This window comes from Shewanella sp. BF02_Schw (assembly GCF_014596695.2).
Lineage (GTDB): Bacteria > Pseudomonadota > Gammaproteobacteria > Enterobacterales > Shewanellaceae > Shewanella.
Map to the genome: position 1 here is coordinate 79,743 of NZ_JABKAW020000007.1, position 12,945 is coordinate 92,687.

The 12,945-nt window shown below is 42.0% G+C and carries 11 protein-coding genes; all 11 read left to right on the top strand.

Features of this window, described 5'->3' with window-relative positions:
* The first annotated feature begins 466 nt into the window (after positions 1-466).
* The 11 genes from petA (at position 467) to astD (ending at position 12,890) form a co-directional block, all read left to right on the top strand.
* The gene (gene petA / locus HNW13_RS20290) at positions 467-1,057 is read left to right on the top strand and encodes a ubiquinol-cytochrome c reductase iron-sulfur subunit (protein ID WP_101085240.1); all 591 of its coding nucleotides are present in this window, start codon (positions 467-469) and stop codon (positions 1,055-1,057) included.
* The gene (locus HNW13_RS20295) at positions 1,057-2,271 is read left to right on the top strand and encodes a cytochrome bc complex cytochrome b subunit (RefSeq protein WP_101085241.1); all 1,215 of its coding nucleotides are present in this window, start codon (positions 1,057-1,059) and stop codon (positions 2,269-2,271) included. Before petA ends, HNW13_RS20295 begins: the two co-directional genes overlap by 1 nt.
* A complete protein-coding gene (locus HNW13_RS20300; RefSeq protein WP_101085242.1) occupies positions 2,271-3,005 on the top strand; it encodes a cytochrome c1 in 735 nt (244 codons plus the stop codon). The genes HNW13_RS20295 and HNW13_RS20300 overlap by 1 nt, the downstream gene beginning before the upstream one ends.
* Before the next feature lie 94 nt (positions 3,006-3,099).
* Positions 3,100-3,729 carry a stringent starvation protein SspA gene (sspA, locus tag HNW13_RS20305; protein ID WP_011638743.1) on the top strand — a complete coding sequence of 210 codons (630 nt, stop codon included), beginning with the start codon at positions 3,100-3,102 and terminating at the stop codon, positions 3,727-3,729.
* Entirely contained in the window at positions 3,729-4,199 is a 471-nt protein-coding gene (locus HNW13_RS20310) for a ClpXP protease specificity-enhancing factor (RefSeq protein ID WP_101085243.1), read from the top strand. The genes sspA and HNW13_RS20310 overlap by 1 nt, the downstream gene beginning before the upstream one ends.
* 97 nt (positions 4,200-4,296) lie before the next feature.
* Entirely contained in the window at positions 4,297-4,866 is a 570-nt protein-coding gene (locus HNW13_RS20315; protein ID WP_101085244.1) for an aminodeoxychorismate/anthranilate synthase component II, read from the top strand.
* A 128-nt stretch (positions 4,867-4,994) separates the two neighbouring features.
* The gene (locus HNW13_RS20320; protein ID WP_192114206.1) at positions 4,995-7,484 is read left to right on the top strand and encodes a prolyl oligopeptidase family serine peptidase; all 2,490 of its coding nucleotides are present in this window, start codon (positions 4,995-4,997) and stop codon (positions 7,482-7,484) included.
* Between the two features lie 102 nt (positions 7,485-7,586).
* Positions 7,587-8,729, top strand: coding sequence for an HDOD domain-containing protein (locus tag HNW13_RS20325; RefSeq protein ID WP_101085246.1), 1,143 nt, complete (start codon positions 7,587-7,589; stop codon positions 8,727-8,729).
* A gap of 337 nt (positions 8,730-9,066) precedes the next feature.
* Positions 9,067-10,284, top strand: coding sequence for an aspartate aminotransferase family protein (locus tag HNW13_RS20330; protein ID WP_101085247.1), 1,218 nt, complete (start codon positions 9,067-9,069; stop codon positions 10,282-10,284).
* 116 nt (positions 10,285-10,400) lie between these two features.
* The gene (gene astA / locus HNW13_RS20335) at positions 10,401-11,420 is read left to right on the top strand and encodes an arginine N-succinyltransferase (RefSeq protein ID WP_101085248.1); all 1,020 of its coding nucleotides are present in this window, start codon (positions 10,401-10,403) and stop codon (positions 11,418-11,420) included.
* A 9-nt stretch (positions 11,421-11,429) separates the two neighbouring features.
* On the top strand, positions 11,430-12,890 hold the full coding sequence (astD, locus tag HNW13_RS20340) for a succinylglutamate-semialdehyde dehydrogenase (protein ID WP_192114207.1): 1,461 nt from the start codon (positions 11,430-11,432) through the stop codon (positions 12,888-12,890).
* The last annotated feature ends 55 nt before the right edge of the window (positions 12,891-12,945 follow it).

The window sequence follows — 12,945 nt, forward strand, 5'->3', positions numbered from 1 at the left end:
GCGTTATCAGCTTTTCATGTAGAATAACTACGCCACAAAGCCTCTGCCTTGTAGCTCTTGTTTAAGTAATGACCAAAAGTTCGCTGTAAAAATAACCTTGAAAGATCAACCACCCCTAATTTTTTTGCTATGAATTCAGTTTTCCCAAAAGCGGTCATCAATCACAACAGTAGATATTTCTGATGTCTTTTATTATTTATCATTAATAATTTATTGTTTTAAATGCATTTCTCAAGCTTTTTATTGCTAATTAAGTGGCAACTAATTGTTATAAAATGGCTAATTTATAAGCGATTTTAAAAAAAATGTTAATATCCTCATCTTAGATGTGTGTTTTCACTATGATCTGGTTCTAATTTTTCGCTATAATGAGCACCGCCTCAAACTATGATTTTAGCGTTTCACCATTTTGGGTCGCTAAAGTATTGAAATATAAAAATTCCAACACCCTCTGGGAGATAAGTGGATGAGCAATGCGCCAGTCGATACCGGACGTCGCAGATTCCTGACAGCTGCAACCGCCGTAGTAGGTGGTGCTGGTGCCGTCGCTGTAGCGGTTCCTTTCATCAAGTCATGGAATCCGAGCGCCAAAGCGAAAGCTGCAGGTGCGCCGGTCGAAGTAAATATTAGTAAAGTAGAACCAGGTCAGTTAATTCGTGTCGAATGGCGCGGAAAACCGGTTTGGGTCGTTCGTCGTACAGAAGCTGTGCTAAATAATCTTAAAACATTAGACAGTCAATTACGCGATCCTGCTTCAGAAGAAATGCAGCAACCAGAATATGCAACTAACCCTGCGCGTTCTATTAAGCCTGAATTTTTTATTGCAGTCGGTATCTGTACTCACTTAGGTTGTTCACCAACTTATCTGCCTGATTCATTCGGTGAGCAGGTTGAAGGTGTAACTTCTGGTTTCTTCTGTCCTTGTCATGGTTCTAAATTTGACATGGCCGGTCGTGTATTCCAGGGTGTTCCAGCACCACTAAACTTAGTGATCCCACCGCACAAATATGTTGATGATGCTAACGTTATCATCGGTGTAGATACAGGAGCGGCGTAATGGTTAAGAATATTATTGATTGGATTGATGCTCGCATCCCAATGACGGCTACATATAACCGTCATGTGGGGCAGTATGCGACACCAAAGAACTTTAACTTTTGGTATTTCTTTGGTTCATTAGCGCTATTAGTTTTGGTTAACCAATTGCTGACAGGTATTTGGCTGACCATGAATTACGTACCGACAGCAGAAGGCGCATTTGCTTCTGTTGAATACATCATGCGTGATGTTGATTACGGTTGGTTGCTACGTTATATGCACTCTACAGGTGCATCGGCATTTTTCTTTGTCATCTATATGCACATGTTCCGTGGATTAATATACGGGTCTTATCAAAAACCAAGAGAGCTATTATGGCTGTTTGGTATGTTGATTTTCCTTGTGTTAATGGCTGAAGCATTTATGGGTTACTTACTACCTTGGGGACAAATGTCTTACTGGGGTGCGCAGGTAATTATCTCTTTGTTTGGTGCCATCCCTATTATTGGTGATGACCTAACATTGTGGATCCGTGGTGATTACGTTATTTCAGGTGCAACACTAAACCGTTTCTTCGCCCTGCACGTTATTGCGCTACCACTTGTATTGGTTGTGTTGGTGTTCTTACACCTAATCGCCTTGCATGAAGTGGGCTCAAATAACCCTGATGGTGTTGAGATTAAAAAGAACAAAGATGAGAACGGATGGCCTATTGATGGTATTCCATTCCACCCTTACTACACTGTAAAAGATATTATGGGTGTCGCTGGGTTCTTAATCGTGTTCTGTTATGTGTTGTTCTTCATGCCTGAAGGCGGTGGATATTTCCTAGAAAAGCCAAACTTTGAAGCGGCTAATCCAATGAAAACACCGGAACACATTGCGCCAGTTTGGTACTTCACACCTTTCTATGCCATTTTACGTGCTATCCCTGATAAATTGGTAGGCGTTATCGGTATGGGTCTGTCTATTGCAGTGTTATTCCTACTGCCTTGGCTTGACCGTTGTAAAGTGAAGTCTATTCGCTATCGCAGCATGATCCACAAGATCAACATTGCACAATTTACAGTGTCGTTCATTATTTTAGGATATTTAGGTGTTGTTCCTGCAACTCCTGAGTTAACTATTGCGGCACGTGTATTCACTTTCACTTACTTTGCTTTCTTCGTAGCCTTATGGGTTTACAGTAAGAATGAGAAAACAAAAGAAGTCCCAACGAGGGTGACACACTAATGAAAAAGTTATTAATTGCATTAGTTACATTGCTGCCATCTCTCGCAATGGCCGCCAGTGGACATAGTGTTCACTTAGAAAGTGCTAACGTTGATTTGCATGATAAAGCGTCATTAGAGCGTGGTTTGGATTCATTCCAACATTACTGCTCTGGTTGTCACAGCACTCAATACCAACGCTACGAGCGTGTTGCAACTGATTTAGGCATCTCTAACGATGATATGCGTAACAAGTACATGTTCACCGGTGCAAAAATCGGTGATTTAATGGAAAACGCTATTCCTACTCCAGATGCCGCTAAATGGTTTGGTGCTGCGCCTCCTGATTTAACGTTGGTTGCTCGTGTTCGTGGTGCTGATTGGGTATTTTCATACCTAAAAGGTTTCTACGCAGATGAGACTCGTCCATTTGGTGTGAACAATATAGTGTTCCCAGCAGTGGGTATGCCACACGTATTACAAGACTTACAAGGTCTTGCTACTGTTACGAAAGATGAAGCTGGTAATGTATCTCTTGTAAAAGATAAAGATGGTAATATTGTTACCACGGGTGGCAAATTGACGGCAGAAGAATACGACCAAGTCGTTCGTGATATCACGGGTTTCTTAGTTTATTCTGCCGAACCAGTTCAGCTAGAGCGTGAAGCTTTAGGTTGGTGGGTACTTGGATTCTTGTTTATTTTCTTCATAATTGCGTATTTGTTGAAGAAAGAATACTGGAAAGATGTGCACTAGCCATCAATAACGGTTAATATACATTATCCGCATTTTGTAAACGGGGGGCTTAGCCCCTCGTTTGTTTTGTTTTTCTAGATTCTGGAGGGTATCAATGGCTGTTGCTGCCAACAAGCGCTCTATCATGACACTTTTTTCTGGTGCCGATGATTTATATAGTCACCAAGTACGTATCGTATTGGCTGAAAAAGGGGTTACCGTTGATGTTTTACAGGTAGACCCAAGTGAGATGCCTGAAGATTTACTTGAAGTAAATCCATACAACTCTGTACCGACTTTAGTTGATCGTGAACTCGTGTTGTACGAATCACGCATTATTATGGAATATTTGGATGAGCGTTTTCCACATCCTCCATTAATGCCTGTATACCCAGTATCTCGCGGCCAAAGCCGTTTAATGATGCACAGAATCGACACCGATTGGTATGCGCTTGTAGAGCGTATCCGTAAAGGTGAAAAGGCTGATGCAGCGCGTAAAGAGTTAATGGAAAGCTTAATTGCTTTAGCGCCAGTATTTGCTGAAATGCCATACTTCATGAGCGAAGAGTTTGGTTTATCTGATTGCTACTTAGGCCCATTATTGTGGCGTCTACCAGTATTAGGTATTCACTTAGATCCGCGTACATCGAAAGATATCAGTGCTTACATGACACGTATTTTTGAACGTGAATCATTTAAGGCATCGCTAACTGAGGCTGAGCGCGAAATGCGCATGGGCATGTAATGAAACCAATAACAGCTAATCGTCCATATTTGTTGCGTGCTTACTATGAGTGGTTGATGGATAACCATTTGACGCCACACGTAGTCGTGGATGCATTTGTTAACGGTACGCAGGTTCCGCAGCAATTTGTCAAAGACGGTCAAATCGTCTTGAATATTGCAACCGGAGCGGTGGCTAATCTTCACATGTCTAATGATGCAGTAGAGTTTAATGCACGTTTTGGTGGTGTACCACAGAATGTGTTTTTGCCTATGGCATCGATCGTGGCCATTTACGCTCGTGAAAACGGTGCTGGCACGGTGTTTGATATGGAAGATGCATATATGATCGAAGGTGAACATGATGAGTTATCATCTGTACCGCCATCAATGAAATCTGTTGATGACACTTCGACATTGCCACCATCGTCTAAATCGGCAAAGCCTGATGATAAAACTAAGCGTAAAAACCATTTAACTGTGGTGAAGTAGCGGTTAGTTAACATTACATAAAACCAGTCGCAAGGCTGGTTTTTTTTAAGCTAAAATTGATGTGCTACAAACATTTATAGCGCAACTGGAACCCATAATGTTGTTGATGATTGATAATTATGATTCTTTTACGTTTAACTTAGTTCAGTACTTCCAAGCTCTTGGGCAAGAGATACTGGTTAAACGTAACGATGAAATCAGCATTGAACAAATTGAAGCTTTAGCACCTACACATTTGATAATCTCTCCCGGTCCATGCACTCCTAATGAAGCGGGTATTTCACTTGCAGCTATTAAACATTTTGCCGGTAAAATTCCTATTCTTGGTGTGTGTTTAGGACATCAAGCTATCGCACAAGTGTTTGGCGTTGATGTTGTGCGTGCCAAGCGTGTTATGCACGGTAAAACCAGTTTGATTGAACATAATCAACAGGGATTATTTCGTCAATTAGCATTACCTCTGCAGGTTACTCGTTATCATTCATTGTTGATTAACCATGTACCTCATGGTTTTAGTCTGGATGCGTGGTTTGATGACCCAATTTATGGCCGTGAAATTATGGCGATGAGCCATGACGCGTTACGTATTTACAGCGTCCAGTTTCATCCTGAATCTATTTTAACTCAGCAAGGCCATGAACTTTTGGATAACTTTTTGCATTTATAAAGCATTTTTGAATTTATATCTTCGGGTTCATTATCACGTATTCTGTTACAACTTCTGCAACTAATCTGGCTAAATTCTCGCGTCTATTTGTGCTATAAATAGCGCTTAAAATAATAAAAGGGATAACCATGACAAGCTTTATGCGAAACTTTGCGGTTAGCGCACTTTCTTTGGCAATGATAAGTGGCTGTGCTGCCACGGCTAAACCTGACGATACAATGGTTATCACAACGCCGAGTGCAACGACATTGACCGTGCCATTTGCACAGCCTCCAAAAGCCCAGCAACCGTTGACACTTAATCAAATTATGGCTAATCCAGATTGGATGGGCATATTTGCTCAAGGAGCTTATTGGAGCGATGACAGTCAGTCGGTATATTTCAGTCGCCAAGCACATCAATCTCCGGTCCGTGATTTTTATCAACAAGCTATTGGACAGTCTGAAGCAAATAAACTAGCACTCAATCAGCTACACCTTGCCGATCAACGTAATGGTGTCTTCGATCAGGCAAAGACTCAAAAAGCCTATATTTATCAAGGTAACGTATTTGTAAAAGATTTATCAAACGGTGAAATAAAGCAACTTACCCGTCAAAACGATGCAATTAATGGCGTACGTTTTTTAAAGGGTGGCGACCTTGCATTCTGGCAAGGTAATAATATTTTTCGTGTGCACCAGTCTAGCGGCCTAGTAGAACAAATTGCCGCGATCCAAATGGAAAACGAACCAAAAGCGACGCAAGAGCCAAGTAGCTTTATTGCTAAGCAACAGCATAGACTTATTCAATATGTTGCCATGGAACATGATAACAGCCTGACGCGTGATCAATACCGCGACTCATTGGCTAAAGCCGATCCCACTTTTTCTGCTAAACCTTGGTATTTAGGTGACGCTGAAGTGGTATCAGAAATGAGTTTGTCGCCAGATGGACGCTACGTAGTATTAGCGTTAACCGATAAAAATTATGATTGGCGTGCAGAACACGACATTATGCCTAATTATTTGGGCCAAGAGGGTTATGTTGACCCTGTACCAGCCCGCTCTCGGGTTGCCGAAGATGTCTTTCCTGGTCAACGTTTAGTGTTACTCGACCTTGTTGACCACAGTAAAAAAGACATTACCATTGAAGGCTTAACGGGTTTTGATGAGGATGTACTGGCGAGCGTTAAAGCTGAAAATGCTCAAGCGAAAGGTAAAACCTATAACAGCGAAAAAGCCCCGCGTTTAGTGCAGTTAATGCAAGATTGGGAATGGAGTCAGAGCGCAATTCAGTGGCATGAGTCTGACGATAAATTATTGGTGATGTTGGAAGCTGTTGACAACAAAGATCGCTGGATCGCCAGTGTTGATCTTCAAAAAGGTAAGCTGATAACCGAACACAGATTACATGATGATGCTTGGGTAAATTATAATTTTAATCAATTTGGCTGGATACCAGGTACAGATAGCATGTACTACTTATCTGAAGAAACAGGGTTTTCACAGTTATATATTAAAACCGCAGCAGGTAAGGTATCGGCATTAACCAATGGCAAATTTGTGGTTGATAATGTGACTTTATCACCCGATGCAAAACATCTTTATTATCGTGCCAATAAAGACCACCCAGGTAGCTATAATGTTTACCGTGTTGAGATTGCCAGTGGTAAGTCAGAGCAATTGACCCAGTGGTTAGGTACATTGGATTACAGTTTAAGCCCTGATGGACAATCACTATTATTAACCGCTTCGTCTGCGATTCATCCAGATGAGTTATATATTCAACCTATTGGCGGCGACATAAGCCAATTAACCGATTATACCAGCACAGCATTTAAACAATATCCATGGCAAGTACCACAAGTTGTCGCGCTAGCTTCAACTCATGGCGCTGAGCCAATTTATGCACGAGTTTATTTGCCGCAAGGTTATGATGCTAAGCAAGCTGAAAAATATCCAGCAGTGATGTTTAACCATGGTGCGGGTTATTTACAAAATGCCCATTATGGATTTTCGGGTTACTTCCGTGAATTTATGTTCAATAACTTACTCACACAACAAGGTTACGTGGTAATGGACATGGATTATCGAGGCTCGAAAGGCTATGGACGTGATTGGCGTACGTCCGTTTATCGTAATATGGGCCATCCAGAAGTTGAAGATTTGAAAGATGGTGTGGCTTGGATGGCAAGCAATGTTAATGTAGATCCCCAGCGAGTAGGGACTTATGGCGGTTCATACGGCGGATTCCTTACTTTTATGGCGTTGTTTAATGAACCTGAGTTATTCCAAGCAGGGGCCGCATTGCGCCCTGTAGCTGATTGGGCTCATTATAATGCGCCATATACCTCTAATATTTTAAATACGCCTGACGTTGATCCTATCGCTTATGAGCGTAGTTCTCCGATAGAGCATGCTCAAGGTTTACAAAAACCATTACTGATCATGAGTGGTGTGTTAGATGACAACGTGTTTTTCCAAGACAGTGTGCGCATGGTGCAACGGCTTATTGAATTAGAAAAGCCGATGTTTGAAACCGCAATCTATCCTGTCGAGCCGCATGGATTTAAGCAACCTTCTAGTTGGTTAGATCAGTATCGTCGTATTTATAAACTGTTTGAACAAGAGTTGAAGTAATCGGCTCTGAGTTCAAAAAAACAAATAAATATCTATTAAGGCTTCCTTTGTGAAGCCTTAATTTTTATGATTAAGTGATGAAAACAGTAAAAGGTAATGTGAGTGGCAATATCAATAGCAGGTGGCGTTCGGCCCGGAAAAGTCATTGAGATTGAGCGCCGACTCTATAAACAACTTATTGTGGGTAAGCATAAAGCCAATGCAATGCCTGATGAGTTGAACGAAGAGTTAGAAGAGAGTGCCAATAAGCTTGATATTGAGCGCAAAGCATTGAAAGTGCGCCTTGATAAGCAAGCAAAAGAGAAAAATGTGTATTTAGAGGTGTCCGCGCTGTTAACTAATACGGTTAATAATGCGATAGAGCATCAATTAGCTCATCCTCAAATGATATTAGAAGCATCGGCAATTTGTGAAAATCAAATTTTACTGCTCGACCTATTATTACATCCTGACCTGAATATTAATCGACTTCGACCGATTATCGAAAGTATTAGCTGGTTATCACGTGATTTAATCAATTTAATTAATAGTCCAGCATCTCGTCACCGACGGCCTAAACATGGCGATGTTCAAGTGACCGACATAAAGCTGGTGCTTAACTACATTGGTATTGAAAATTTACGTTTGCTGATCCCTTATTTTTGTTTACGTAACTGGTTACCTTCAGGCAATGCTAATTTATTGTGGATAACCCGCAAGCTTTGGCGTTACAGCATGGTCAGTGCCATTGCGGCGCAAACCTTAGCAGAATTGCATAATGAAAAGCCTGGTTTGGCTTATAGCTGCGCGTTAATGTACCAATTTTCTACCTCGATTATACTGAGCCAAAGTGGACGTATATTTGATAACACTTGGGGGACTTGGTTACGAGAGGCAAGCCATAGTCGAGAAAAACAAGTTTACGATGCCATTATGGCAACGGATTTTCCTGCTGAAGCTGTATTGGGGCAAGTATTACTCCATAGCCATCGATTGAATTGGCAACTGTTGAGTTTACTTAAATTTGATGATTCACCGATCACACAAGTATTAAAAGAGCTCGACCACGATTACCATTTTACAGAGTTGTCTGTCGATGCCGCCATTGTGGCTAAGGCGAGTTGTTATGCCAAAGTGCTTTTGTTAGAAGAGCAACAACAAATCGATCCACAAGAGAAACGCATTATGTTTGATTATTATCAGTTTTCGGCGCAAGAACTGATTCGGCTTAAAGGGCAAAATTTTCGTAAGCTTGATTTACTGTAAATAGCCCTTTTTCTATCAAAAGCGTAAATGTTAAATCTGTGTAATTATTCACTTTTGATGAATAGCTACACAAATTCGAGTCAAATAACTTTTTTTATGACTATTTATGCTTCATAACCCCCCAATAAACGCGTTGTTTAGTCATATTTCTCAATCTTTATGCAGAATGCCAATCAGGCCTGCAGAAGTTAATTGTACTGAACTGGTATTTTGATCACATTTTCGCTAATAATGTCGCATAAATAACACAAACTTCCGCTAATGCACTTACAGAATATAAAGCAGACAGCGGAAACAGCGGCTTTCAAGCCGCTTACAACCTGAAGGATGAAATGCAATGAGTGTAGAAATGAATCTAACCCGTGCCCAATTCGATGAAGTTATGGTGCCTAATTATGCGCCTGCCGCTGTTATTCCTGTTCGTGGAGCGGGTAGCCGAGTATGGGATCAAGAAGGTAATGAATTCATCGATTTTGCCGGTGGTATTGCAGTAAATTGTTTAGGTCATTGTCATCCAGCTTTAGTGTCAGCATTAAAAGAGCAAGGCGAAAAATTATGGCATTTATCAAACGTAATGACCAACGAGCCCGCGCTTGAATTAGCGACAAAGTTAGTTAATGCCACATTTGCTGAGCGCGTCTATTTTGCTAACTCAGGTGCTGAAGCGAACGAAGCTGCATTAAAATTAGCTCGTCGTTATGCATTAGATAACCATGGTGCAGATAAAGACCAAATCATCGCATTCGATAAAGCGTTCCATGGCCGTACATTCTTTACTGTAACGGTTGGCGGACAAGCTGCTTATTCAGACGGTTTTGGTCCTAAGCCACAAAGTATTACCCACGTGCCATTTAATGATATCGCTGCACTTGAAGCGGTAATTTCAGACAAGACTTGCGCCATCATGCTTGAACCTCTTCAAGGTGAAGGCGGGATTATCAATGGTGATCCTGAGTTCTTAAAAGCAGTACGTCGTTTAGCAGACAAGCACGACGCATTAGTGATTTTTGATGAAGTACAAACTGGTGTAGGCCGTACTGGTGAGTTATTTGCTTACATGGGTACTGACATCGTGCCAGATATTTTAACCAGCGCCAAAGCACTAGGCGGTGGCTTCCCTATTGCTGCAATGCTAACCACGGCAAAAATTGCCGCTCATTTAAAAATTGGTACTCATGGTTCTACTTATGGCGGCAATCCATTGGCTTGTGCTGTTGGTAATGCGGTAATGGACGTAGTGAATACCAAAGAAGTACTCGACGGAGTTAAACATCGCGAACAGTTATTCCGTGATGGTTTAGCGGCTATTAACGCCAAATACAACGTATTCAGTGAAGTGCGCGGTAAAGGTTTGTTAATTGGTGCGGTATTAAATGAACAGTATGAAGGTCGTAGCCGTGACTTCTTGGTTGCTTCTGTTGCTGAAGGCCTTATGAGTTTGATGGCTGGTGCAAACGTTGTGCGTTTTGCTCCTTCATTAGTGATCCCAGAAGCTGACATCGCAGAAGGCTTATTGCGTTTTGAACGCGCAGTAGCAAAAGTGGTTGCAGGTTAATTAACAAATCAGTGCGGGCCTAGCTTGCACTGATGTGTTTGGGTACGCCTGTTGGGTGAATACGCGTTGCAATGTATTTCAGCGCGATTCGCTTATGGCGCAATGAGGAGATTAAGATGTTAATCATACGTCCTATCCGTGCAAGTGATTACGATGCACTTTATGGTATCGCAGTTGAGTCAGGCCACGGTTTTACATCTTTACCAGTTAACGAAGAGTTACTGCGTTCGAAGATTGCTAGGGCAGAGGCATCTTTTATCAAGCAAATTGATAAACCTTTTGACGAAGGTTATTTAATGGTACTTGAAGATACAAAGACCAATGAAGTTGTCGGCACCTGTGGTATTGAAGCCGCTGTCGGCATGCAAGATGCTTTTTATCATTACCGTTTAGGTACTGAGGTCTATCATTCTCAGCAAATTTCTGTTCGCAATGAAGTTGAAACCCTCACATTATGCCACGACTACACTGGCGCAGCAGAAGTGTGCACTCTGTTTTTAAAAGACGGATATCGCAAAGGCAATAACGGCCGCATGTTATCACGCTCGCGCTTTTTATTATTAGCACAGCATCCTGAACGCTTTGGCGAAACGGTTATTGCTGAAATGCGTGGTGTCAGTGATGAACATGGCGACTCACCGTTTTATGAATGGCTACAAAATCACTTTTTAGGTATCGATTTTGTTGAAGCAGACTACTTGTCTGGTTTAGGCAAAAAAGCCTTTATGGCCGAAATGATGCCGCGAAACCCCGTTTATGTTTGCATGTTGCCTAAAAAAGCCCAAAAAGTGATTGGTGAAGTGCATAAAAACACTAAGCCAGCATTACGTTTATTACAAGCTGAGGGTTTTAAGTTCCGTAATTATGTCGATATTTTTGATGGCGGCCCAACGGTTGAATGTGCACTAGCTGAGATCCGCTCAGTGAAAAAGAGCCGTTTATTGACCGTTTCAGTTGGCAAGATGCCACATGCCGATCATCATTTTATTATCTCCAACACCTCGCTTGCTGATTATCGTGCGTCAGCAGCTAAATTGTTGGTCTCTGATGAACACGATAATGTTGTGCTCAGCCCTGAAATCGCAGCTGGTTTACTGGTGAGCGATGGTGAGCAAATTCGTGTTTTAGCAATGTAGGAGCAAGAAATGACACAATATATTCAAGGTCAGTGGTTAGCTGGCGAAGGTCATGAGATTAATTCAAAAAACCCTGCCAACGGTGACGTAATTTGGCAAGGTAACACGGCTACTGCTACTCAAGTTAATGCAGCTGTAGATGCCGCTCGTACGGCGCAGTTTGATTGGTTTATGCTGGGGTATGAAGCTCGCTTAGCGATAGTAGAAGCGTATCGTGCACAGTTAGAAGCTAATAAAGCCGAGATCGCAGAAACCATCGCTCAAGAAACCGGTAAGCCACAGTGGGAAACGGCTACTGAAGTGGGCGCTATGATTGGCAAGATCGCATTGTCAGCAAAAGCTCATGACAAACGTACTGGTACTGAAACTAACGATTTACCAGCAGGACGTGCCGTATTACGTCACAAACCTCATGGTGTTGTAGCGGTATTTGGCCCTTATAATTTCCCTGGGCATTTGCCAAACGGTCACATAGTGCCAGCATTATTGGCCGGTAACACCGTGGTATTTAAGCCATCAGAATTAACGCCTAAAGTGGCTGAGCTAATGCTGAAGTGTTGGGACAAAGCCGGTTTACCACAAGGTGTGGTTAACTTAGTGCAGGGTGAAGTTGAAACCGGTAAAGCGTTAGCGTCACATCCACAAATTGACGGTTTATTCTTTACCGGTAGTTCACGTACTGGGCATATTTTACATGAACAATATGCTGGCCTGCCTGGTAAGATTTTAGCCTTAGAAATGGGCGGTAATAATCCGCTTATCGTTAAAGGTGTTACCGATACCAAAGCTGCGGTACATGACATTATTCAGTCTGCTTATATTTCGTCTGGCCAACGTTGTACCTGTGCCCGTCGTTTATATATTGAAGAGGGCGCACAAGGTGATGCGTTAATCGCAGAGCTAGTAAAGGCTATTAAACAAATTAAAGTGGGTGCTTGGAACGTTCAACCACAACCTTTTATGGGCTCGATGATTTCTGAAACCGCTGCACGTGGCATGGTTGCCGCACAAGCAACACTTCAGTCATTAGGTGGTGTTTCATTAGTTGAGTTAGTGCAAGTTGAAGCTGGTACTGGTTTAGTCACTCCAGGCTTAATAGATGTCACTAAAGTCGCTGAGTTACCTGATGAAGAATACTTTGGTCCATTATTGCAATTAGTGCGTTACAGCGATTTTGACCAAGCGATTCATTTGGCTAATGCGACTCGTTATGGTTTATCTGCCGGTTTATTAGCCGATAGCCGTGAAGATTACGATTACTTTTTAGCGCGTATTCGTGCTGGGATTGTTAATTGGAATAAGCAGATTACAGGCGCATCAGGTGCAGCACCGTTTGGTGGCGTTGGCGCATCAGGTAATCATCGTGCAAGTGCATTTTATGCGGCTGATTACTGTGCTTACCCTGTCGCTTCAATGGAAGCTGACTCAGTAAGCTTACCTGCTACTTTAAGCCCTGGTTTATCAATTTAACTGATAAATTCATCGCATGATCCGTGCTGGTGACTTTGTTCACCAGCCTTATTTT